Source organism: Burkholderia cepacia complex sp. TUM26381, from assembly GCF_057439935.1.
The window spans coordinates 321,426-341,388 of sequence record NZ_CM172006.1; the positions used below are offsets into that span (position 1 = coordinate 321,426).

Sequence of the window (19,963 nt, forward strand, 5' to 3'; positions counted from 1 at the left end):
GCGGTCATCGTTTAGCCGTCCCTGTCCTCATTCATGTCCCGCGCCCTCGAAATTCTCGACGAAGTCTTTGGTTATTCCGCTTTTCGCGGCCAGCAGGGCGAGATTGTCGAACACGTCGCCGGCGGCGGCGATTGCCTCGTGCTGATGCCGACGGGCGGCGGCAAGTCGCTGTGTTACCAGATCCCCGCGCTGCTGCGCCGCGAGGCCGGGCAGGGCGCCGGCATCGTCGTGTCGCCGCTGATTGCGCTGATGCAGGACCAGGTCGCCGCGCTGCGTGAAGTCGGCGTGCGTGCGGCCTACCTGAATTCGACGCTGTCGGGCGCCGAGGCCGCGGCAACCGAGCGCGCGCTGCGCGAAGGCGAAATCGACCTGCTGTACGTCGCGCCGGAGCGCCTGATGACGGGGCGTTTCCTCGACCTGCTCGAGCGCGCGAAGATCGGCCTGTTCGCGATCGACGAAGCGCACTGCGTGTCGCAATGGGGGCACGATTTCCGTCCGGAATACATTCAGCTGTCGGTGCTGCACGAGCGCTTCCCGGCGGTGCCGCGCATCGCGCTGACGGCCACGGCCGATGCGATCACGCGCGACGAGATCATCCACCGTCTCGCGCTCGACGACGCACGCGTGTTCGTGTCGAGCTTCGACCGCCCGAACATCCGCTACCGGATCGTCGAGAAGGACAACGCGCGCTCGCAGCTGCTCGACTTCATTCGCGCCGAACATACGAATGCCGACGGCACGACCGACGCAGGCGTCGTCTACTGCCTGTCGCGCCGCAAGGTCGAGGAAACCGCCGAGTGGCTGAAGGCGCAGGGCGTGCGCGCGCTGCCGTATCACGCGGGGATGGAGTTCGAGGTGCGGCAGAAGCACCAGGAGATGTTCCAGCGCGAAGAGGGCATCGTGATGTGCGCGACGATCGCGTTCGGCATGGGCATCGACAAGCCCGACGTGCGCTTCGTCGCGCACCTCGATTTGCCGAAGAGCGTCGAAGGCTACTACCAGGAAACCGGCCGTGCGGGCCGCGACGGGATGCCCGCGAATGCGTGGATGGCTTACGGCCTCGGCGACGTCGTCCAGCAGCGCAAGATGATCGACGAGTCCGATGCGGACGACGCGCACAAGCGCGTGCAGACCTCGAAGCTCGACGCGCTGCTCGGGCTGTGCGAGACGATCTCGTGCCGCCGCGTGCGGCTGCTGAACTACTTCGGCGAAGAGAGCCGCCCGTGCGGCAACTGCGATACGTGCCTCGAGCCGCCTGATTCGTGGGACGCGACGCGCGAGGCGCAGATGGCGCTGTCGTGCGTGTTCCGCGCGCAGCGCGCGAGCGGCTTCAATTTCGGCTCGAGCCACCTGATCGAGATCCTGCGCGGCGGGCGCACCGAGAAGGTGTTGCAGCGCGGCCACGACCAGCTCACGACGTTCGGGATCGGCGCGTCGCTGTCCGAGCCCGAATGGCGCGCGATTTTCCGGCAGCTCGTCGCGTACGGCTACCTGGCCGTCGATCATGGCGGCTTCGGCGCGCTCGTGCTGACCGAGGCCGCGAAGCCCGTGCTGAAGAACGAGGAGAAGGTCACGCTGCGCCGCTACGTGAAGCCGCAGCGCACGCGTCAGTCGTCGAGCCGCAGCGGCACGCGCGTCGACCCGACGGCCGGCATGGGCACGCGCGAGCGCGCGCGCTGGGATGCGCTGCGCGCATGGCGCGCGGAAACCGCCAAGACCGACGGCGTGCCGGCCTACGTGATCTTCCACGACGCGACGCTCGCGGAAATCGCGCGCAACGCGCCGGAGTCGATCGACGACCTGCGCCACATCCCCGGCATGGGCGTACGCAAGCTCGAACGCTTCGGCGACGAAATCATCGACGTCGTCGAATCGGCCTGACACAGATGTTCCGACCCTTCCTGTAAACCGCGCAGTCGACTGGGAAATCACGCAAGCCGTTGACTTAGTTGGCATTTCCGGAATATGATGCTGGGTTCCGGTATTCGGTGGGCCGTGTCGCGTTCGAAAGCTCGCACCCGATTCGCCGGTTCGGAAGTCAACTGTGCGCCGATTCTCGCTTTGCCCGAAATCGATGCGCAGATTTTGTTCAATTTCAGGAATAAACAATGCCAACCATCAACCAACTGGTTCGCAAAGGCCGTCAGTCGGAAACGACGAAGAGCAAGAGCCCGGCCCTGCAGGACTGCCCCCAGCGTCGCGGCGTGTGCACCCGTGTGTACACGACGACGCCGAAGAAGCCGAACTCGGCACTCCGTAAGGTCGCCAAGGTTCGTCTGACGAACGGCTTCGAAGTGATTTCGTACATCGGCGGTGAAGGCCACAACCTGCAGGAACACTCGGTTGTGCTGATCCGCGGCGGCCGTGTGAAGGACTTGCCGGGTGTGCGTTACCACATGGTTCGCGGCTCGCTGGATACCCAGGGCGTCAAGGACCGTAAGCAAGCGCGCTCGAAGTACGGCGCGAAGCGTGCAAAGGCTGCCAAGTAAGCAGTTTTTGATCAGGGATCGCCGCAGGGCGGTCAAGGCGGGAGTGCCGGATTGCCGGTGCTGTCGAGTAAGTGGTCACCCGGCCAAGCTGGTTAGTCGTGAAGATGTGATCGGGTTTGTTGGTGGCCGCGGAGCTGGAACCAGCTCCAACTGAACAAGTAAAGGAAGAATCATGCCGCGTCGTCGCGAAGTCCCCAAGCGGGAAGTGTTGCCGGATCCGAAGTTCGGTAACGTTGATGTTGCCAAGTTCATGAACATGCTGATGCTGTCCGGCAAGAAGTCGGTCGCAGAGCGCATCGTTTATGGCGCATTCGAACAAATCCAGACCAAGGGTGGCAAGGACCCGCTGGAAGTGTTCACGGTTGCGCTCAACAACGTGAAGCCGGTGGTCGAAGTGAAGAGCCGTCGCGTTGGTGGTGCCAACTATCAAGTTCCGGTCGAAGTGCGCCCGTCGCGTCGTATGGCATTGGCGATGCGCTGGCTGCGTGAGGCTGCGAAGAAGCGTAGCGAGAAGTCGATGGCCCTGCGCCTGGCAGGTGAACTCTCCGAAGCGGCCGAAGGCCGTGGCGGCGCGATGAAGAAGCGCGACGAAGTTCACCGCATGGCAGAAGCCAACCGCGCGTTCTCGCATTTCCGTTTCTAAGCGCCTGGCTGGGCTGTTAGCGGAAATAAATTCCGGGCGGGTGCGCTTTTCAGGCGCCTCGCCCGTTTGTGTTGAAGCGTGATGCAGCTGGGCTGCATCACGTCATCCCAGTAGAGGATCAAAGTGGCTCGCAAGACTCCTATCGAGCGCTACCGCAATATCGGTATTAGCGCTCACATCGACGCCGGCAAAACGACGACGACCGAGCGCATTCTGTTTTACACCGGTGTGAACCACAAGATCGGTGAAGTCCACGACGGCGCAGCCACGATGGACTGGATGGAGCAGGAACAGGAGCGTGGCATCACGATCACGTCCGCTGCTACCACGGCCTTCTGGAAGGGCATGGGCGGCAACTATCCGGAACACCGCATCAACATCATCGACACCCCGGGCCACGTCGACTTCACGATTGAAGTCGAGCGCTCGATGCGCGTGCTCGACGGCGCGTGCATGGTGTACTGCGCAGTGGGCGGCGTGCAGCCGCAGTCGGAAACGGTGTGGCGCCAGGCGAACAAGTACAAGGTGCCGCGTCTCGCGTTCGTCAACAAGATGGACCGTACCGGCGCGAACTTCTTCAAGGTCTACGACCAGCTCCGTCTGCGCCTGAAGGCGAACCCGGTTCCGGTCGTGGTGCCGATCGGTGCGGAAGAAGGCTTCAAGGGCGTCGTCGATCTGATCAAGATGAAGGCGATCATTTGGGACGAAGCGTCGCAAGGTACCAAGTTCGACTACGTCGACATCCCGGCGGAACTCGTCGACACGTGCAACGAATGGCGTGAAAAGATGGTCGAGGCGGCTGCAGAGTCGAACGAAGACCTGATGAACAAGTACCTGGAAGCAGGCGAGCTGTCGGAAGCCGAGATCGTGAAGGGTCTGCGCGACCGTACGATCGCGTGCGAAATCCAGCCGATGCTGTGCGGCACTGCGTTCAAGAACAAGGGCGTGCAGCGCATGCTCGACGCCGTGATCGATTTCCTGCCGTCGCCGGTCGATATTCCGCCGGTTACGGGTGAACTCGAAAATGGCGAGAAGACGGAGCGCCGCGCTGCCGACGACGAGAAGTTTGCGGCACTGGCATTCAAGATCATGACCGACCCGTTCGTCGGCCAGCTGATCTTCTTCCGCGTCTACTCGGGCGTCGTCAATTCGGGCGACACGCTGCTCAATGCGACCAAGGACAAGAAGGAACGTCTCGGCCGTATTCTGCAGATGCACGCGAACCAGCGTGAAGAAATCAAGGAAGTTCGCGCTGGCGACATCGCGGCTGCGGTCGGCCTGAAGGAAGCGACCACGGGCGACACGCTGTGCGATCCGGCTCACCCGATCGTGCTCGAACGCATGATTTTCCCGGAGCCGGTGATTTCGCAGGCCGTCGAGCCGAAGACGAAGGCTGACCAGGAAAAGATGGGCCTGGCGCTCAACCGTCTGGCTCAGGAAGATCCGTCGTTCCGCGTGCAGACCGACGAAGAATCGGGTCAAACGATCATTTCGGGTATGGGCGAGCTCCACCTCGAAATTCTGGTTGACCGGATGAAGCGTGAATTCGGCGTGGAAGCGACCGTCGGCAAGCCGCAGGTTGCGTACCGCGAAACCATTCGCAAGTCGGCCGCGGACGTCGAAGGCAAGTTCGTCAAGCAGTCGGGTGGCCGTGGTCAGTATGGCCATGCGGTCATTACGCTCGAGCGCAGCGAACTGGGCAAGGGCTACGAGTTCATCGACGCGATCAAGGGCGGCGTGATTCCGCGCGAATACATCCCGTCGGTTGACAAGGGTATCCAGGAAACGCTGAAGAGCGGCGTGCTGGCAGGCTTCCCGGTCGTCGACGTGAAGGTCACGCTGACGTTCGGTTCGTACCACGACGTTGACTCGAACGAAAATGCGTTCCGCATGGCTGGTTCGATGGCGTTCAAGGAAGCGATGCGCCGTGCCGATCCGGTTCTGCTCGAGCCGATGATGGCCGTGGAAGTGGAAACGCCGGAAGACTTCATGGGTAACGTCATGGGCGACCTGTCGGGTCGTCGCGGCATTATCCAGGGCATGGACGACATGGTGGGCGGCGGCAAGATCGTGCGCGCCGAAGTGCCGCTGTCGGAAATGTTCGGCTACTCGACGTCGCTGCGTTCGCTGACGCAGGGTCGCGCAACGTACACGATGGAGTTCAAGCACTACGCTGAAGCTCCGAAGAACGTTGCAGAAGCGATCATCAGCGCGAAGACGAAGTAATTCGTTATCACAATCGACTATTTTTGAAAGAAGAGAATCATGGCAAAAGGTAAATTCGAGCGGACCAAGCCGCACGTGAACGTTGGTACGATTGGTCACGTTGACCACGGCAAGACGACGCTGACGGCAGCGATCACGACGGTTCTGACGAAGAAGTTCGGCGGCGAAGCGAAGGCGTACGACCAGATCGACGCGGCACCGGAAGAAAAGGCGCGCGGCATCACGATCAACACGGCACACGTCGAGTACGAAACGGCTAACCGCCACTACGCACACGTCGACTGCCCGGGCCACGCTGACTATGTGAAGAACATGATCACGGGCGCAGCGCAGATGGACGGCGCGATCCTGGTTTGCTCGGCAGCTGACGGCCCGATGCCGCAGACGCGTGAGCACATCCTGCTGGCCCGTCAGGTTGGCGTTCCGTACATCATCGTGTTCCTGAACAAGTGCGACATGGTGGACGACGCTGAACTGCTCGAGCTGGTCGAGATGGAAGTTCGCGAACTCCTGTCGAAGTACGACTTCCCGGGCGACGACACGCCGATCGTGAAGGGTTCGGCGAAGCTGGCGCTGGAAGGCGACACGGGCGAGCTGGGCGAAGTGGCGATCATGAGCCTGGCCGACGCACTGGACACGTACATCCCGACGCCGGAGCGTGCAGTTGACGGCGCGTTCCTGATGCCGGTGGAAGACGTGTTCTCGATCTCGGGCCGTGGTACGGTTGTGACGGGTCGTGTCGAGCGCGGCATCGTGAAGGTCGGCGAAGAAATCGAAATCGTCGGTATCAAGCCGACGGTGAAGACGACCTGCACGGGCGTTGAAATGTTCCGCAAGCTGCTGGACCAAGGTCAGGCAGGCGACAACGTGGGTATCCTGCTGCGCGGCACGAAGCGTGAAGACGTGGAGCGTGGCCAGGTTCTGGCGAAGCCGGGTTCGATCACGCCGCACACGCACTTCACGGCTGAAGTGTACGTGCTGAGCAAGGACGAAGGCGGCCGTCACACGCCGTTCTTCAACAACTACCGTCCGCAGTTCTACTTCCGTACGACGGACGTGACGGGCTCGATCGAGCTGCCGAAGGACAAGGAAATGGTGATGCCGGGCGACAACGTGTCGATCACGGTGAAGCTGATCGCTCCGATCGCGATGGAAGAAGGTCTGCGCTTCGCAATCCGCGAAGGCGGCCGTACGGTCGGCGCCGGCGTCGTCGCCAAGATCATCGAGTAACATCGACGATCCGCGGATCCCGACGGGGTCCGCGATTCCGCGGTACGCAGTTGTACCGTCTGAACCGGGTGTCCAGCTTGCGCTGGCACCCGGTTTTGTTTTTCGGCGGCGCGTTGTGTGGCCCGAGAAACTCGCACCACCATTTCAGAATTTCGTGTAGAATCGCGGGCTTAGCAGTGGAAGTACCGTCAGGAACGTGATGTCTCGCTCCCCGCAGGCGTCATGTTTCACGTTCTTTTAGTGTCCGGCGATGCAAGATCGCCTCGCTCTTTTCAAGGAATTGTCATGCAGCAACAGAAAATCCGCATTCGCCTGAAGGCTTTCGACTATCGTCTGATCGATCAATCGGCTGCCGAAATCGTCGATACCGCGAAGCGGACTGGCGCAATCGTCCGTGGCCCGGTGCCGCTGCCGACGCGCATTCAGCGTTTTGACATCCTGCGTTCGCCGCACGTCAACAAGACGTCGCGCGATCAGCTCGAAATCCGCACCCACCAGCGCCTGATGGACATCGTCGACCCGACGGACAAGACCGTTGACGCGCTGATGAAGCTCGACCTGCCGGCTGGCGTCGACGTGGAAATCAAGCTGCAGTAAGGCTTCCAGCGCCGATCGGCTTGCCGGGCGGCGCTAAGTCTTTGATTGCTTGCAGAAAACGTGAGGTCGGGCTATAATGCTTGGCTTTTCGCGTATTCGCGTAAAAAAGTTGGGCCTTGCGTGCCCGGCATTTTGTAAATCAGCCCCGACCAATCGCAGTCGGGAATGGAGAAAATGATGAGCCTTGGACTCGTAGGTCGCAAGGTTGGCATGACCCGTATCTTCACGGCTGAAGGGGATTCGATTCCCGTCACCGTGCTGGACGTGTCGGACAACCGCGTGACGCAGATCAAGACTGTTGAAACCGACGGCTACACGGCCGTGCAGGTTGCATTCGGCTCCCGTCGTGCATCGCGCGTGACGAAGCCGCTGGCAGGTCATCTCGCCAAAGCCGGTGTCGAAGCCGGTGAAATCCTCAAGGAATTCCGCATTGACGCGGCCAAGGCAGCTGAGCTGTCGAATGGCGCCGTGGTCGGTGCTGATCTTTTCGAAGTGGGCCAGAAGGTCGACGTGCAAGGCGTGTCGATCGGTAAGGGCTACGCCGGTACGATCAAGCGTTACAACTTCTCCTCCGGCCGTGCCACGCACGGTAACTCGCGCTCGCACAACGTGCCGGGCTCGATCGGTATGGCGCAGGATCCGGGTCGTGTTTTCCCGGGTAAACGCATGACGGGTCACATGGGTGACGTGACGGTGACGGTGCAGAACCTCGAAATCGCTCGTATCGACGCAGAGCGCAAGCTGCTGCTCGTGAAGGGTGCGATTCCGGGCGCGAAGGGCGGCAAAGTCTTCGTGACGCCGGCCGTCAAGACCAAGGGGGCGAAATAATGGAACTCAAGCTCCTGAACGAAAATGGTCAGGAAGGTGCAGTGGTCAACGCATCGGACGTCGTGTTCGGTCGTGACTACAACGAAGCGCTGATCCACCAGGTCGTCGTCGCTTACCAGGCGAATGCTCGCCAGGGTAACCGCGCACAGAAGGACCGTGAGCAAGTCAAGCACACGACGAAGAAGCCGTGGCGCCAGAAGGGTACGGGCCGCGCTCGTGCCGGTATGTCGTCGAGCCCGTTGTGGCGTGGCGGTGGTCGTATCTTCCCGAATTCGCCGGAAGAAAACTTCTCGCACAAGGTCAACAAGAAGATGCATCGCGCAGGTCTCTGCTCGATCTTCTCGCAGCTGGCCCGTGAAGGCCGTCTGTCGGTCGTCGAGGACATCATCCTCGAAGCGCCGAAGACCAAGCTGCTGGCCGAAAAATTCAAGACCATGGGTCTCGACTCCGTGCTGATCATCACCGACACGGTTGACGAAAACCTGTACCTGGCATCGCGCAACCTGCCGCACGTGGCAATTGTCGAGCCGCGCTACGCTGACCCGCTGTCGCTGATCTACTTCAAGAAAGTGCTGGTCACGAAGGCTGCGGTCGCCCAGATCGAGGAGTTGCTGTCATGAGCGAGATTCGCAAGAACGATCATCGTTTGATGCAGGTCCTGCTCGCACCGGTGATCTCGGAAAAGGCGACGCTGGTTGCCGACAAGAACGAGCAAGTCGTGTTCGAAGTCGCACCGGATGCCACGAAGCAGGAAGTGAAGGCGGCCGTTGAGCTGCTGTTCAAGGTTGAAGTTGATTCCGTCAACGTGCTGGTTCAGAAGGGCAAGCAAAAGCGCTTTGGCCGTTCGATGGGCCGCCGCAAGGACGTGAAGAAGGCGTACGTTTGCCTGAAGCCCGGCCAGGAAATCAACTTTGAAGCGGAGGCCAAGTAATCATGGCAATCGTTAAAGTTAAGCCGACATCGCCGGGTCGCCGCGCGATGGTCAAGGTGGTCAACAAGAACCTGCACCAGGGCAAGCCGTTCGCGGCACTGCTCGACTCGCAGAGCTCGACCGCCGGCCGTAACAACAACGGTCGTATCACCACGCGTCACAAGGGTGGTGGTCACAAGCAGCACTACCGTATCGTCGATTTCCGTCGCACGAAGGACGGCATCCCGGCAAAGGTCGAACGTCTCGAGTACGACCCGAACCGTAGCGCGAACATCGCGCTGGTGCTCTACGCAGACGGCGAGCGTCGCTACATCATCGCCCCGAAGGGCCTGACCGTCGGCCAACAGCTGATGTCGGGTTCGGAAGCGCCGATCCGTGCAGGCAACACGCTGCCGATCCGCAACATTCCGGTCGGTACGACGATCCACTGCATCGAGATGCTGCCGGGCAAGGGCGCGCAAATGGCGCGTTCGGCTGGCACGTCGGCCATGCTGCTGGCACGTGAAGGCGTCTACGCGCAGGTTCGTCTGCGTTCGGGCGAAATCCGCCGCGTGCACATCGAGTGCCGTGCAACGATCGGTGAAGTCGGTAACGAAGAGCATAGCCTGCGCCAGATCGGCAAGGCTGGCGCGAACCGCTGGCGCGGTATCCGCCCGACGGTGCGTGGCGTTGCGATGAACCCGGTTGATCACCCGCACGGTGGTGGTGAGGGCAAGACGGCTGCAGGTCGCGATCCGGTGAGCCCGTGGGGTACGCCGGCTAAGGGTTATCGCACCCGTAGCAACAAGCGCACGACGACGATGATCGTCCAGCGCCGTCACAAGCGTTAAGGAGTAGGCAATGGCACGTTCTGTTAAAAAAGGTCCGTTCTGCGACGCCCATTTGCTGAAGAAAGTTGAGGCGGCTGCAGCTTCGCGCGACAAAAAGCCGATCAAGACCTGGTCGCGTCGCTCGACGATTCTGCCGGATTTCATCGGCCTGACGATCGCTGTTCACAACGGCCGTCAACACGTTCCGGTGTACATCTCGGAAAACATGGTCGGCCACAAGCTTGGCGAGTTCGCACTGACCCGTACGTTCAAGGGTCACGCAGCCGACAAGAAGGCCAAGAAATAAGGGGCAATCAAGATGGAAGTGAAAGCAATTCATCGCGGTGCCCGCATCTCGGCGCAAAAAACGCGCCTTGTGGCTGACCAGATCCGCGGTTTGCCGGTCGACAAGGCGCTGAACGTTCTGACGTTCTCGCCGAAGAAAGCGGCTGGCATCGTGAAGAAGGTTGTGCTGTCGGCAATCGCGAATGCGGAGCACAACGAAGGCGCCGATATCGACGAGCTCAAGATCAAGAGCATCTACGTCGACAAGGCTGCATCGCTCAAGCGTTTCACCGCGCGCGCCAAGGGCCGCGGTAACCGCATCGAGAAGCAATCCTGTCACATCACTGTGACGGTCGGGAATTAAGGAGCCATACGATGGGACAGAAAATTCATCCGACTGGCTTCCGCCTGGCTGTCAGCCGCAATTGGGCTTCGCGTTGGTACGCGAACAACAACAATTTCGCGGCGATGCTGCAGGAAGACATCGGTGTTCGTGAATACCTGAAGAAGAAGCTGAAGAACGCTTCGGTCGGTCGGGTCGTCATCGAGCGTCCGGCGAAGAACGCGCGCATCACGATTTACAGCTCGCGTCCGGGTGTGGTCATCGGCAAGAAGGGCGAGGATATCGAACAGCTGAAGACGGAACTGCAACGCCGCATGGGCGTGCCGGTTCACGTCAACATCGAAGAAATCCGCAAGCCGGAAACCGATGCTCAGCTGATCGCCGACTCGATCACGCAACAGCTCGAGCGCCGGATCATGTTCCGTCGCGCGATGAAGCGTGCGATGCAGAACGCGATGCGTCTGGGTGCTCAAGGCATCAAGATCATGAGCGCGGGCCGTCTGAACGGTATCGAAATCGCTCGTACGGAGTGGTATCGCGAAGGTCGCGTGCCGCTTCATACGCTGCGTGCCGATATCGACTACGCGACCTCGGAAGCGAAGACGACTTACGGGATCATCGGCGTCAAGGTGTGGGTCTACAAGGGCGATACGCTCGGCCGCAACGACGCACCGGTGGTGGAAGAAGTAGCCGAAGACAAGCGTCCGCGTCGCAATGCGCGTCCGGGCGACCGTCGTCCGCGCCGTGACGGCGAAGGCGGCGCTCCGGGTGCTCGTCGTGGCGCACCGCGCCGTGGCGCCGGCAAGCCCGAAGACGGCAAGACTGGAGAATAACGATGCTGCAACCGAAACGCAGGAAGTATCGTAAAGAGCAGAAGGGTCGTAACACCGGCAAGGCGACGCGCGGCAACGCAGTGTCGTTCGGTGATTTCGGCCTGAAGGCGATCGGTCGCGGTCGTTTGACCGCACGCCAGATTGAAGCGGCGCGTCGTGCAATGACGCGTCACATCAAGCGTGGCGGCCGCATCTGGATCCGGATCTTCCCGGACAAGCCGATTTCGCAGAAGCCGGCGGAAGTGCGTATGGGTAACGGTAAGGGTAACCCGGAGTACTACGTCGCCGAGATTCAGCCGGGCAAGATGCTCTATGAAATGGACGGCGTAACCGAAGAACTGGCACGCGAAGCGTTCCGTCTGGCTGCAGCCAAGCTGCCGCTGAAGACGGCGTTCATCGTGCGCCAGCTCGGCGCCTAAGGAGAAAATATGAAGGCTTCCGAACTTCTCCAGAAAGACCAGGCCGCGCTCAACAAGGAGCTGGCGGACCTGCTGAAGGCGCAATTCGGCCTGCGCATGCAACTCGCGACCCAGCAGCTCACGAACACGAGCCAGCTGAAGAAGGTTCGTCGCGACATCGCACGTGTGCGGACCGTCATGACTCAGAAGGCGAACCAGAAATGAACGATAGCGTGAAAACCTCGCTGAAGCGGACGCTGGTCGGTCGGGTCGTCAGCAACAAGATGGACAAGACCGTCACCGTGCTGATCGAGCACCGCGTCAAGCATCCGATCTACGGCAAGTATGTCGTGCGTTCGAAGAAGTACCACGCGCACGATGAAGCGAACACCTACAACGAAGGCGATCTCGTCGAAATCCAGGAAACGCGTCCTGTTTCGAAGACGAAGGCCTGGACGGTGTCGCGCCTCGTCGAAGCCGCTCGCGTCATCTAAGCGGGCAGCGTAGTAGGCAGTAACAGGCACTTCTCCACGAAGTGCTTGAAATCGCAAAGTTTTTGCTTGCGGGACCAGGATTATTTGTTATAATCCTGGTCTTCCCTCTTTATGGGAGCCCCGTCGCGGGCGAAGTTGGTGGGGGAAGCGGACTGGCGCCAGCCTGTCCGAAAGATTCACCGAATTGCGATGGCGGGTTTCGTTTGCCGTCGCTGCTGTTCCAACCCAAGCAGCCGATTGGCTGACGGGACCAAGACTGACCGAGTGCATCATGGTGGTGCATCCGGATTAAGTTGGGAAAGACAAACCATGATCCAGACCGAATCTCGGCTCGAAGTAGCCGACAACACGGGTGCACGTGAAGTCCTGTGCATCAAGGTGCTCGGCGGCTCGAAGCGTCGTTATGCCGGCATTGGCGACATCATCAAGGTGAGCGTCAAAGAGGCAACGCCGCGCGGGCGCGTGAAGAAAGGCGAAATTTACAACGCCGTGGTGGTCCGCACCGCCAAGGGCGTGCGCCGTCAAGACGGCTCGCTGATCAAGTTCGACGGCAACGCCGCTGTGCTTTTGAATAACAAGCTCGAGCCGATCGGCACCCGTATCTTCGGGCCGGTGACGCGTGAGCTGCGTAGCGAACGATTCATGAAGATCGTTTCGCTGGCGCCGGAAGTGCTGTAAGGAGTCGCGATGAACAAGATTCGCAAAGGTGACGAAGTCATCGTCGTCACTGGCAAGGACAAGGGCAAGCGCGGCGTCGTGCTGGCTGTCGGTGCTGAACATGTGACGGTTGAAGGTATCAACCTCGTCAAGAAGCATGTGAAGCCGAACCCGATGAAGGGTACGACGGGCGGCGTGGAAGCGAAGACGATGCCCCTGCATATTTCGAACGTCGCACTGGTCGACGCGAATGGCAAGGCGTCGCGTGTTGGCATCAAGGTCGAGGAAGGCAAGAAGGTTCGCTTCCTGAAGACGACCGGTGCCGTACTGAGCGCCTGACGCAGCGGAGTAAAAAATGGCTCGTTTTCAAGAGTTTTACAAAGAAAAGGTTGTGCCCGGCCTGATCGAGAAGTTCGGTTACAAGTCGGTCATGGAAGTGCCGCGCATCACCAAGATCACGCTGAACATGGGTCTTGGCGAAGCGATCGCTGACAAGAAGATCATCGAGAACGCCGTTGGCGACCTCACGAAGATCGCCGGCCAGAAGCCGGTCGTCACGAAGGCTCGCAAGGCAATCGCAGGCTTCAAGATCCGCCAGGGTTACCCGATCGGCGCGATGGTGACGCTGCGTGGCCAAGCAATGTACGAATTCCTCGACCGTTTCGTGACGGTTGCCCTGCCCCGCGTGCGAGATTTCCGCGGCGTGTCGGGTCGTGCTTTCGATGGCCGTGGCAACTACAACATCGGTGTGAAAGAGCAGATCATTTTCCCCGAAATCGACTACGACAAGATCGACGCACTGCGTGGGCTGAACATCAGCATCACGACGACTGCGAAGACCGACGACGAAGCAAAGGCTCTGCTCGCCAGCTTCAAGTTCCCGTTCAGAAACTGAGGTTACCGTGGCTAAACTGGCACTGATCGAACGTGAAAAGAAGCGCGCCCGTCTGGTCGCGAAGTTCGCAGCAAAGCGTGAAACGCTGAAGGCGATCGTCGAAGACCAAAGCAAGTCGGAAGAAGAGCGCTACGAAGCACGCCTGGAGCTGCAGCAACTGCCCCGCAACGCAAACCCGACCCGCCAGCGTAACCGCTGCGCGATCACGGGCCGTCCGCGTGGCACGTTCCGTAAATTCGGCCTCGCGCGTAACAAGATTCGTGAAATCGCATTCCGTGGCGAGATTCCTGGCCTGACCAAGGCGAGCTGGTAATAGGAGAAACGTAAATGAGCATGAGTGATCCTATCGCCGATATGCTGACTCGCATCCGCAACGCGCAGATGGTCGAGAAGGTATCGGTAGCGATGCCCTCGTCGAAGGTCAAGGTTGCAATCGCGCAAGTCCTCAAGGACGAAGGTTATATCGACGATTTCGCCGTCAAGGCGGAAGGTGCGAAGTCCGAACTGAATATCGCGCTGAAGTACTACGCAGGTCGCCCGGTCATCGAACGCCTCGAGCGCGTGTCGAAGCCTGGTCTGCGCGTGTACCGCGGCCGTAACGACATTCCGCAGGTCATGAACGGCCTCGGCGTGGCTATCGTGTCGACGCCGAAGGGCGTGATGACTGATCGCAAGGCGCGCGCTACCGGCGTCGGCGGCGAAGTCATCTGCTACGTCGCTTAAAGCCGAGGAGAGAGAAACATGTCTCGAGTAGGTAAGAGCCCGATCGCGCTGCAAGGCGCGGAAGTCAAGCTGGCCGACGGTGCAATCACCGTCAAGGGCCCGCTGGGCACCATCACGCAAGCGATCAATCCGCTCGTGAACGTGGCGAACAACGACGGCACGCTGAATCTGTCGCCGGTCGACGAAAGCCGCGAAGCAAATGCACTGTCGGGCACGATGCGCGCGATCATCGCGAATGCCGTGCACGGCGTGACCAAGGGTTTCGAGCGCAAGCTGACGCTGGTTGGCGTCGGTTACCGTGCGCAAGCGCAAGGCGACAAGCTGAACCTGTCGCTGGGTTTCTCGCACCCGGTGGTGCACCAGATGCCGGAAGGCGTCAAGGCTGAAACCCCGACGCAAACCGAAATCGTGATCAAGGGGATCAACAAGCAACAAGTCGGTCAAGTGGCTGCGGAAGTCCGCGGTTACCGTCCGCCGGAGCCCTACAAGGGCAAGGGCGTGCGTTATGCCGACGAGGTTGTGATCCTCAAAGAAACGAAGAAGAAGTAAGGGTGCGCAATCATGGATAAGACTCAATCTCGCCTGCGCCGCGCTCGCCAGACGCGTATCAAGATCGCTGAGCTGCAGGTCGCGCGTCTCGCCGTGCATCGCACGAACACGCACATCTACGCTCAAGTGTTCTCGCCCTGCGGCACCAAGGTGCTCGCCAGCGCGTCGACGCTCGAAGCTGAAGTGCGCGCCGAGCTCGCCGACAAGTCGGGCAAGGGCGGCAACGTTAATGCTGCGACGCTGATCGGCAAGCGTATTGCCGAGAAGGCAAAGGCCGCCGGCATCGAATCCGTCGCCTTCGACCGCTCGGGCTTCCGCTACCATGGCCGCGTCAAGGCGCTGGCTGAGGCAGCTCGCGAAGCTGGGCTCAAGTTCTAAGGAAGGAATTCGTCATGGCAAAGATGCAAGCGAAAGTTCAGGCTGACGAGCGCGACGACGGCCTTCGTGAAAAGATGATTTCGGTCAATCGCGTGACCAAGGTCGTGAAGGGTGGCCGTATTCTCGGCTTCGCCGCACTGACCGTGGTTGGCGACGGTGATGGCCGCATCGGTATGGGCAAGGGCAAGGCGAAGGAAGTGCCGGTCGCTGTCCAGAAGGCAATGGAACAAGCTCGCCGCAACATGTTCAAGGTGCCGCTCAAGAACGGCACGCTGCAGCACGAAGTGCACGGCAAGCACGGCGCTTCGGCCGTCCTCCTCGCTCCGGCGAAGGCAGGTACGGGCGTGATCGCCGGCGGCCCGATGCGCGCAGTGTTCGACGTGATGGGCGTTCAGAACGTTGTGGCGAAGAGCCACGGTTCGACGAACCCGTACAACCTCGTTCGCGCCACGCTGGACGGCCTGCGCAAGCAGTCCACCCCGGCAGACATCGCGGCGAAGCGCGGCAAGTCCGTCGAAGATATTTTGGGCTAAGCCCGGGTGGTCACCATGTCTGAAAAAACTGTCAAGGTTCAGCTCGTCAAGAGCCTGATCGGGACCCGCGAAACGCACCGCGCAACCGTGCGTGGCCTGGGCCTGCGCCGACTCAATTCGGTCAGCGAGCTGCAGGACACGCCGGCGGTCCGCGGCATGATCAACAAGGTTTCGTACCTCGTTAAGGTCATCGCGTAAGCGGCCCTACGGATCAAGGAGTTGATATGGAATTGAATAACCTGAAGCCGGCCGCTGGCGCCAAGCACGCCAAGCGTCGCGTCGGTCGTGGCATCGGTTCGGGCCTCGGCAAGACGGCTGGCCGTGGTCACAAGGGTCAGAAATCGCGTTCGGGCGGCTTCCACAAAGTCGGTTTCGAAGGCGGTCAGATGCCGCTGCAACGTCGTCTGCCGAAGCGCGGCTTCACGTCGCTGACGAAGGAATTCGTCGGTGAAGTGCGCCTGGGCGACCTCGAGAAGCTGCCGGTCGACGAGATCGATCTGCTCGCACTGAAGCAAGCCGGCCTGGTCGGCGAGCTGACGAAGAGCGCAAAGATCATCGCGACGGGTGAACTGAAGCGCAAGATCGTCGTGAAGGGTCTCGGTGCCACCAAGGGTGCGCGCGCTGCGATCGAAGCGGCTGGCGGTTCGTTCGCCGAGTGACACGCGTAGCGCGTCGTCACTTGCATTCATCGGAGAAGGTACTTGGCTAACAGCCCGAGTCTTGCAAAACCCGGTCGAAGCACGGCGAAATTCGGCGATCTGCGCCGGCGAGCGATGTTCCTGCTCCTGGCGCTGATCGTCTATCGCATCGGCGCGCACATTCCCGTGCCGGGCATCGATCCGGATCAACTGGCTAAGCTGTTCCAGAGCCAGGCGGGCGGCATCCTGGGCATGTTCAACATGTTCTCGGGTGGCGCGCTTTCCCGCTTCACGATCTTTGCGCTGGGGATCATGCCGTACATCTCGGCGTCGATCATCATGCAGTTGCTGGCGATCGTTTCGCCGCAGCTCGAGGCGCTGAAGAAGGAAGGGCAGGCAGGGCAACGGAAGATCACGCAGTACACGCGGTATTTCACCGTGGTGCTCGCGACCTTCCAGGCGTTCGGTATCGCGGCTGCGCTGGAAAACCAGCCGGGCCTCGTCACCGATCCCGGCATGCTGTTCCGTCTGACGACGGTCGTGACGCTGGTTACCGGTACGATGTTCCTGATGTGGCTCGGCGAGCAGATTACCGAGCGTGGTCTGGGCAACGGTATCTCGATCATCATCTTCGGCGGGATCGCAGCAGGGTTCCCGAATGCCGTGGGTGGGTTGTTCGAGCTGGTGCGTACGGGTTCGATGAGCATCATTTCGGCGATCATCATCGTCGTTCTGATTGCCGCGGTGACTTACCTGGTCGTGTTCATCGAACGCGGTCAGCGCAAGATCCTCGTGAACTACGCGAAGCGCCAGGTCGGCAACAAGATCTACGGCGGGCAGTCGTCCCATCTGCCGCTGAAGTTGAACATGTCGGGCGTGATTCCGCCGATCTTTGCATCGTCGATCATTCTGTTCCCGGCAACGATTCTCGGCTGGTTCAGTACCGGTCAGCCGACGGGAAGCTGGATTTCCAATACGTTGCATAACGTTGCGGAAGCGCTTAAGCCGGGCCAGCCGGTCTATGTGCTGCTGTACACGCTGGCAATCGTGTTTTTCTGCTTCTTCTACACCGCACTGGTGTTCAACAGCAGGGAAACCGCGGACAACCTGAAGAAGAGCGGCGCGTTTGTTCCGGGCATCCGTCCGGGCGATCAGACCGCACGATATATCGACCGCATCCTCACGCGTCTGACGCTGGCCGGTGCGATCTACATCGTCTTCGTGTGTCTACTGCCAGAGTTTCTGGTGCTGCGCTGGAACGTGCCGTTTTATTTTGGTGGAACGTCGCTGCTGATCATTGTCGTCGTCACGATGGACTTTATGGCGCAGGTGCAGTCGTACGTTATGTCGCAACAGTATGAGTCACTGCTCAAGAAGGCGAACTTCAAGGGCGGCAACATCCCGATGCGTTAAGGACTATGGCCAAAGACGATGTAATCCAGATGCAGGGTGAGGTGATTGAAAACCTCCCGAATGCGACCTTCCGTGTGAAGCTGGAAAACGGCCATGTCGTGTTGGGACATATTTCCGGAAAGATGCGGATGCACTACATCCGCATCCTGCCGGGCGACAAGGTGACGGTTGAGTTGACGCCTTACGATCTGTCTCGTGCGCGGATCGTGTTCCGGGCGAAGTGATTTGAAAAAAGGGTATTATCATGAAAGTGATGGCATCGGTTAAGCGCATTTGCCGCAATTGCAAGATCATCAAGCGCAAAGGCGTCGTTCGCGTGATCTGCAGCTCGGATCCGCGCCACAAGCAGCGCCAAGGCTGACCGCGCGTTTGTTTGCGCTTTTTGTTTGAGGAAAAACAATGGCTCGTATCGCAGGGGTTAACATCCCGAATCACCAGCACACCGAGATTGGCCTGACGGCTATCTTTGGTGTCGGCCGCACCCGTTCGCGCAGCATCTGCGTGGCAGCTGGCGTCGATTTTTCGAAGAAGGTCAAGGATCTGACCGACGCAGACCTGGAAAAGCTGCGTGAAGAAGTGGGCAAGTTTGTCGTCGAAGGCGATCTGCGCCGTGAAGTGACGATGAACATCAAGCGCCTGATGGACCTCGGTTGCTACCGTGGCGTCCGTCATCGCAAGGGCCTGCCGATGCGCGGTCAGCGTACGCGTACGAACGCACGTACCCGTAAGGGTCCGCGTCGTGCAGCGCAAGCGCTGAAGAAGTAAGCGGAACTGACAGTTACAGGAAAACGTAATGGCTAAGGCTTCGAATACCGCGGCGCAACGCGTTCGCAAAAAGGTTAAGAAGAACGTCGCTGAAGGCGTGGTTCACGTTCACGCGTCGTTCAACAACACGATCATCACGATCACCGATCGCCAAGGCAACGCTCTGGCATGGGCGACGTCGGGCGGTCAGGGCTTCAAGGGCTCGCGCAAATCGACGCCGTTCGCTGCTCAGGTCGCAGCCGAGTCGGCTGGCCGCGTCGCGATGGAATACGGCGTGAAGAATCTGGAAGTGCGGATCAAGGGCCCGGGCCCGGGTCGTGAGTCGGCAGTGCGTGCGCTGCATGGCCTCGGCATCAAGATCACCGCGATTTCGGACGTCACCCCGATTCCGCACAACGGCTGCCGCCCGCCGAAGCGTCGTCGTATCTAAGGATGTGCTGGCACGTTCGTGCTAGCGCATTGCCTGTCGCCGCTCAGCGTCGACGGGCGTTGCTTTTTTGATTGACTAAGCCCACCGTTCGCCCCAAAGGGAGCGGACTAGCGCGGATTTCGATCCGCGTGACTGATTGATAAAGGAATGCAAAGTGGCACGTTATATCGGCCCCAAAGCCAAGCTGTCCCGCCGTGAAGGCACCGACCTGTTCCTGAAGAGCGCACGCCGCTCGCTCGCCGACAAGTGCAAGCTCGACAGCAAGCCGGGTCAGCACGGCCGTACCTCGGGCGCACGTACGTCCGACTACGGTACGCAGCTGCGTGAAAAGCAGAAGGTCAAGCGCATCTACGGCGTGCTGGAACGTCAGTTCCGCCGCTACTTCGCTGAAGCCGACCGCCGCAAGGGCAACACGGGTGAAAACCTGCTGCAACTGCTCGAGTCGCGCCTCGACAACGTCGTGTATCGCATGGGCTTCGGCTCGACCCGCGCTGAAGCGCGTCAGCTGGTGAGCCACAAGTCGATCACCGTGAACGGCGTCGTCGCAAACGTCCCGTCGCAGCAAGTGAAGGCAGGCGACGTCGTCGCGATCCGCGAAAAGGCGAAGAAGCAGGCGCGTATCGTCGAAGCGCTGTCGCTGGCCGAGCAAGGCGGCATGCCGAGCTGGGTTGCAGTCGATGCGAAGAAGTTCGAAGGCACGTTCAAGCAAATGCCGGAACGCGTTGAGATCGCAGGCGACATCAACGAAAGCCTGATCGTCGAATTGTATTCGCGTTAATCCGATTGACGGCCGAGGTACCCCGATTGCGATACGCAAGGAGGGGCCTCGGCTGTTTATTTTCTGGTTGTTACCGGTCAGCCTTATCGGTGTAACGA

At 60.3% G+C, this 19,963-nt stretch carries 32 protein-coding genes; all 32 read left to right on the forward strand.

Annotated features, from left to right (window positions below):
- Window positions 1-33 precede the first annotated feature (33 nt).
- The 32 genes from recQ to rpsD all read left to right on the forward strand — a co-directional run bounded on the left by recQ (window position 34) and on the right by rpsD (window position 19,865).
- Window positions 34-1,881 (forward strand): DNA helicase RecQ, encoded by a 1,848-nt coding sequence (gene recQ / locus ACWMMN_RS01490; protein WP_059232617.1) that lies wholly within the window; start codon window positions 34-36, stop codon window positions 1,879-1,881.
- A 227-nt stretch (window positions 1,882-2,108) separates the two neighbouring features.
- Window positions 2,109-2,489 carry a 30S ribosomal protein S12 gene (gene rpsL / locus ACWMMN_RS01495; protein WP_006400662.1) on the forward strand — a complete coding sequence of 127 codons (381 nt, stop codon included), beginning with the start codon at window positions 2,109-2,111 and terminating at the stop codon, window positions 2,487-2,489.
- A 172-nt stretch (window positions 2,490-2,661) separates the two neighbouring features.
- Window positions 2,662-3,132, forward strand: a complete 471-nt coding sequence (rpsG, locus tag ACWMMN_RS01500) for a 30S ribosomal protein S7 (RefSeq protein ID WP_006477195.1) — start codon at window positions 2,662-2,664, stop codon at window positions 3,130-3,132.
- A gap of 123 nt (window positions 3,133-3,255) precedes the next feature.
- Window positions 3,256-5,358 (forward strand): elongation factor G, encoded by a 2,103-nt coding sequence (gene fusA, locus ACWMMN_RS01505; RefSeq protein ID WP_059232616.1) that lies wholly within the window; start codon window positions 3,256-3,258, stop codon window positions 5,356-5,358.
- 39 nt (window positions 5,359-5,397) lie between these two features.
- On the forward strand, window positions 5,398-6,588 hold the full coding sequence (gene tuf / locus ACWMMN_RS01510; protein ID WP_011350666.1) for an elongation factor Tu: 1,191 nt from the start codon (window positions 5,398-5,400) through the stop codon (window positions 6,586-6,588).
- A gap of 285 nt (window positions 6,589-6,873) precedes the next feature.
- Window positions 6,874-7,185, forward strand: a complete 312-nt coding sequence (rpsJ, locus tag ACWMMN_RS01515) for a 30S ribosomal protein S10 (RefSeq protein WP_004199280.1) — start codon at window positions 6,874-6,876, stop codon at window positions 7,183-7,185.
- A gap of 177 nt (window positions 7,186-7,362) precedes the next feature.
- Complete coding sequence (gene rplC / locus ACWMMN_RS01520; RefSeq protein WP_006482922.1) at window positions 7,363-8,013, forward strand: 50S ribosomal protein L3; 651 nt, start codon at window positions 7,363-7,365, stop codon at window positions 8,011-8,013.
- Window positions 8,013-8,633, forward strand: coding sequence for a 50S ribosomal protein L4 (rplD, locus tag ACWMMN_RS01525; RefSeq protein ID WP_011350675.1), 621 nt, complete (start codon window positions 8,013-8,015; stop codon window positions 8,631-8,633). The genes rplC and rplD overlap by 1 nt, the downstream gene beginning before the upstream one ends.
- Window positions 8,630-8,944 carry a 50S ribosomal protein L23 gene (rplW, locus tag ACWMMN_RS01530; protein ID WP_004199275.1) on the forward strand — a complete coding sequence of 105 codons (315 nt, stop codon included), beginning with the start codon at window positions 8,630-8,632 and terminating at the stop codon, window positions 8,942-8,944. Before rplD ends, rplW begins: the two co-directional genes overlap by 4 nt.
- 2 nt (window positions 8,945-8,946) lie before the next feature.
- The gene (gene rplB / locus ACWMMN_RS01535; protein WP_006482900.1) at window positions 8,947-9,774 is read left to right on the forward strand and encodes a 50S ribosomal protein L2; all 828 of its coding nucleotides are present in this window, start codon (window positions 8,947-8,949) and stop codon (window positions 9,772-9,774) included.
- Between the two features lie 10 nt (window positions 9,775-9,784).
- On the forward strand, window positions 9,785-10,060 hold the full coding sequence (gene rpsS, locus ACWMMN_RS01540; RefSeq protein ID WP_004199273.1) for a 30S ribosomal protein S19: 276 nt from the start codon (window positions 9,785-9,787) through the stop codon (window positions 10,058-10,060).
- A gap of 12 nt (window positions 10,061-10,072) precedes the next feature.
- Window positions 10,073-10,402 (forward strand): 50S ribosomal protein L22, encoded by a 330-nt coding sequence (gene rplV / locus ACWMMN_RS01545; protein WP_004199272.1) that lies wholly within the window; start codon window positions 10,073-10,075, stop codon window positions 10,400-10,402.
- An 11-nt stretch (window positions 10,403-10,413) separates the two neighbouring features.
- Window positions 10,414-11,214 carry a 30S ribosomal protein S3 gene (gene rpsC / locus ACWMMN_RS01550; protein ID WP_006482899.1) on the forward strand — a complete coding sequence of 267 codons (801 nt, stop codon included), beginning with the start codon at window positions 10,414-10,416 and terminating at the stop codon, window positions 11,212-11,214.
- Between the two features lie 2 nt (window positions 11,215-11,216).
- Window positions 11,217-11,633 (forward strand): 50S ribosomal protein L16, encoded by a 417-nt coding sequence (gene rplP, locus ACWMMN_RS01555; RefSeq protein WP_006752927.1) that lies wholly within the window; start codon window positions 11,217-11,219, stop codon window positions 11,631-11,633.
- 9 nt (window positions 11,634-11,642) lie between these two features.
- The gene (rpmC, locus tag ACWMMN_RS01560; RefSeq protein WP_006400652.1) at window positions 11,643-11,837 is read left to right on the forward strand and encodes a 50S ribosomal protein L29; all 195 of its coding nucleotides are present in this window, start codon (window positions 11,643-11,645) and stop codon (window positions 11,835-11,837) included.
- Entirely contained in the window at window positions 11,834-12,106 is a 273-nt protein-coding gene (gene rpsQ, locus ACWMMN_RS01565) for a 30S ribosomal protein S17 (protein ID WP_006477189.1), read from the forward strand. The genes rpmC and rpsQ overlap by 4 nt, the downstream gene beginning before the upstream one ends.
- Before the next feature lie 309 nt (window positions 12,107-12,415).
- On the forward strand, window positions 12,416-12,784 hold the full coding sequence (rplN, locus tag ACWMMN_RS01570; RefSeq protein ID WP_006482918.1) for a 50S ribosomal protein L14: 369 nt from the start codon (window positions 12,416-12,418) through the stop codon (window positions 12,782-12,784).
- 9 nt (window positions 12,785-12,793) lie between these two features.
- Window positions 12,794-13,102, forward strand: coding sequence for a 50S ribosomal protein L24 (gene rplX / locus ACWMMN_RS01575; protein ID WP_006477187.1), 309 nt, complete (start codon window positions 12,794-12,796; stop codon window positions 13,100-13,102).
- A 16-nt stretch (window positions 13,103-13,118) separates the two neighbouring features.
- Window positions 13,119-13,658 carry a 50S ribosomal protein L5 gene (gene rplE / locus ACWMMN_RS01580; RefSeq protein WP_006477186.1) on the forward strand — a complete coding sequence of 180 codons (540 nt, stop codon included), beginning with the start codon at window positions 13,119-13,121 and terminating at the stop codon, window positions 13,656-13,658.
- Between the two features lie 7 nt (window positions 13,659-13,665).
- Complete coding sequence (rpsN, locus tag ACWMMN_RS01585; RefSeq protein ID WP_059232615.1) at window positions 13,666-13,971, forward strand: 30S ribosomal protein S14; 306 nt, start codon at window positions 13,666-13,668, stop codon at window positions 13,969-13,971.
- A 14-nt stretch (window positions 13,972-13,985) separates the two neighbouring features.
- Entirely contained in the window at window positions 13,986-14,381 is a 396-nt protein-coding gene (gene rpsH / locus ACWMMN_RS01590; protein WP_006477185.1) for a 30S ribosomal protein S8, read from the forward strand.
- 18 nt (window positions 14,382-14,399) lie between these two features.
- The gene (gene rplF, locus ACWMMN_RS01595; protein ID WP_006477184.1) at window positions 14,400-14,930 is read left to right on the forward strand and encodes a 50S ribosomal protein L6; all 531 of its coding nucleotides are present in this window, start codon (window positions 14,400-14,402) and stop codon (window positions 14,928-14,930) included.
- Window positions 14,931-14,942: 12 nt separating this feature from the next.
- Entirely contained in the window at window positions 14,943-15,308 is a 366-nt protein-coding gene (gene rplR, locus ACWMMN_RS01600) for a 50S ribosomal protein L18 (protein ID WP_006477183.1), read from the forward strand.
- Window positions 15,309-15,322: 14 nt separating this feature from the next.
- Complete coding sequence (gene rpsE, locus ACWMMN_RS01605; protein ID WP_006752931.1) at window positions 15,323-15,841, forward strand: 30S ribosomal protein S5; 519 nt, start codon at window positions 15,323-15,325, stop codon at window positions 15,839-15,841.
- Between the two features lie 15 nt (window positions 15,842-15,856).
- Window positions 15,857-16,039, forward strand: a complete 183-nt coding sequence (rpmD, locus tag ACWMMN_RS01610; RefSeq protein ID WP_050454145.1) for a 50S ribosomal protein L30 — start codon at window positions 15,857-15,859, stop codon at window positions 16,037-16,039.
- Between the two features lie 26 nt (window positions 16,040-16,065).
- Entirely contained in the window at window positions 16,066-16,500 is a 435-nt protein-coding gene (gene rplO, locus ACWMMN_RS01615) for a 50S ribosomal protein L15 (RefSeq protein WP_006482880.1), read from the forward strand.
- Window positions 16,501-16,542: 42 nt separating this feature from the next.
- On the forward strand, window positions 16,543-17,892 hold the full coding sequence (gene secY, locus ACWMMN_RS01620) for a preprotein translocase subunit SecY (RefSeq protein WP_006482915.1): 1,350 nt from the start codon (window positions 16,543-16,545) through the stop codon (window positions 17,890-17,892).
- Window positions 17,893-17,897: 5 nt separating this feature from the next.
- On the forward strand, window positions 17,898-18,116 hold the full coding sequence (infA, locus tag ACWMMN_RS01625) for a translation initiation factor IF-1 (protein WP_004521905.1): 219 nt from the start codon (window positions 17,898-17,900) through the stop codon (window positions 18,114-18,116).
- A 20-nt stretch (window positions 18,117-18,136) separates the two neighbouring features.
- Window positions 18,137-18,253, forward strand: coding sequence for a 50S ribosomal protein L36 (rpmJ, locus tag ACWMMN_RS01630; RefSeq protein WP_004199844.1), 117 nt, complete (start codon window positions 18,137-18,139; stop codon window positions 18,251-18,253).
- A 38-nt stretch (window positions 18,254-18,291) separates the two neighbouring features.
- Window positions 18,292-18,657 (forward strand): 30S ribosomal protein S13, encoded by a 366-nt coding sequence (gene rpsM / locus ACWMMN_RS01635; RefSeq protein ID WP_006477178.1) that lies wholly within the window; start codon window positions 18,292-18,294, stop codon window positions 18,655-18,657.
- Window positions 18,658-18,685: 28 nt separating this feature from the next.
- Entirely contained in the window at window positions 18,686-19,087 is a 402-nt protein-coding gene (gene rpsK / locus ACWMMN_RS01640) for a 30S ribosomal protein S11 (RefSeq protein ID WP_004197937.1), read from the forward strand.
- Window positions 19,088-19,241: 154 nt separating this feature from the next.
- Window positions 19,242-19,865, forward strand: a complete 624-nt coding sequence (gene rpsD, locus ACWMMN_RS01645; RefSeq protein ID WP_047899585.1) for a 30S ribosomal protein S4 — start codon at window positions 19,242-19,244, stop codon at window positions 19,863-19,865.
- Window positions 19,866-19,963 lie beyond the last annotated feature (98 nt).

Bases quoted from the DNA above. Each gene is read 5' to 3' on its own strand.
- recQ (WP_059232617.1), top strand. From the start codon at position 34: ATGTCCCGCGCCCTCGAAATTCTCGACGAAGTCTTTGGTTATTCCGCT.
- rpsL (WP_006400662.1), top strand. From the start codon at position 2,109: ATGCCAACCATCAACCAACTGGTTCGCAAAGGCCGTCAGTCGGAAACG.
- rpsG (WP_006477195.1), top strand. From the start codon at position 2,662: ATGCCGCGTCGTCGCGAAGTCCCCAAGCGGGAAGTGTTGCCGGATCCG.
- tuf (WP_011350666.1), top strand. From the start codon at position 5,398: ATGGCAAAAGGTAAATTCGAGCGGACCAAGCCGCACGTGAACGTTGGT.
- rpsJ (WP_004199280.1), top strand. From the start codon at position 6,874: ATGCAGCAACAGAAAATCCGCATTCGCCTGAAGGCTTTCGACTATCGT.
- rplC (WP_006482922.1), top strand. From the start codon at position 7,363: ATGAGCCTTGGACTCGTAGGTCGCAAGGTTGGCATGACCCGTATCTTC.
- rplD (WP_011350675.1), top strand. From the start codon at position 8,013: ATGGAACTCAAGCTCCTGAACGAAAATGGTCAGGAAGGTGCAGTGGTC.
- rplW (WP_004199275.1), top strand. From the start codon at position 8,630: ATGAGCGAGATTCGCAAGAACGATCATCGTTTGATGCAGGTCCTGCTC.
- rplB (WP_006482900.1), top strand. From the start codon at position 8,947: ATGGCAATCGTTAAAGTTAAGCCGACATCGCCGGGTCGCCGCGCGATG.
- rpsS (WP_004199273.1), top strand. From the start codon at position 9,785: ATGGCACGTTCTGTTAAAAAAGGTCCGTTCTGCGACGCCCATTTGCTG.
- rplV (WP_004199272.1), top strand. From the start codon at position 10,073: ATGGAAGTGAAAGCAATTCATCGCGGTGCCCGCATCTCGGCGCAAAAA.
- rpsC (WP_006482899.1), top strand. From the start codon at position 10,414: ATGGGACAGAAAATTCATCCGACTGGCTTCCGCCTGGCTGTCAGCCGC.
- rplP (WP_006752927.1), top strand. From the start codon at position 11,217: ATGCTGCAACCGAAACGCAGGAAGTATCGTAAAGAGCAGAAGGGTCGT.
- rpmC (WP_006400652.1), top strand. From the start codon at position 11,643: ATGAAGGCTTCCGAACTTCTCCAGAAAGACCAGGCCGCGCTCAACAAG.
- rpsQ (WP_006477189.1), top strand. From the start codon at position 11,834: ATGAACGATAGCGTGAAAACCTCGCTGAAGCGGACGCTGGTCGGTCGG.
- rplN (WP_006482918.1), top strand. From the start codon at position 12,416: ATGATCCAGACCGAATCTCGGCTCGAAGTAGCCGACAACACGGGTGCA.
- rplX (WP_006477187.1), top strand. From the start codon at position 12,794: ATGAACAAGATTCGCAAAGGTGACGAAGTCATCGTCGTCACTGGCAAG.
- rplE (WP_006477186.1), top strand. From the start codon at position 13,119: ATGGCTCGTTTTCAAGAGTTTTACAAAGAAAAGGTTGTGCCCGGCCTG.
- rpsH (WP_006477185.1), top strand. From the start codon at position 13,986: ATGAGCATGAGTGATCCTATCGCCGATATGCTGACTCGCATCCGCAAC.
- rplF (WP_006477184.1), top strand. From the start codon at position 14,400: ATGTCTCGAGTAGGTAAGAGCCCGATCGCGCTGCAAGGCGCGGAAGTC.
- rplR (WP_006477183.1), top strand. From the start codon at position 14,943: ATGGATAAGACTCAATCTCGCCTGCGCCGCGCTCGCCAGACGCGTATC.
- rpsE (WP_006752931.1), top strand. From the start codon at position 15,323: ATGGCAAAGATGCAAGCGAAAGTTCAGGCTGACGAGCGCGACGACGGC.
- rpmD (WP_050454145.1), top strand. From the start codon at position 15,857: ATGTCTGAAAAAACTGTCAAGGTTCAGCTCGTCAAGAGCCTGATCGGG.
- rplO (WP_006482880.1), top strand. From the start codon at position 16,066: ATGGAATTGAATAACCTGAAGCCGGCCGCTGGCGCCAAGCACGCCAAG.
- infA (WP_004521905.1), top strand. From the start codon at position 17,898: ATGGCCAAAGACGATGTAATCCAGATGCAGGGTGAGGTGATTGAAAAC.
- rpmJ (WP_004199844.1), top strand. From the start codon at position 18,137: ATGAAAGTGATGGCATCGGTTAAGCGCATTTGCCGCAATTGCAAGATC.
- rpsM (WP_006477178.1), top strand. From the start codon at position 18,292: ATGGCTCGTATCGCAGGGGTTAACATCCCGAATCACCAGCACACCGAG.
- rpsK (WP_004197937.1), top strand. From the start codon at position 18,686: ATGGCTAAGGCTTCGAATACCGCGGCGCAACGCGTTCGCAAAAAGGTT.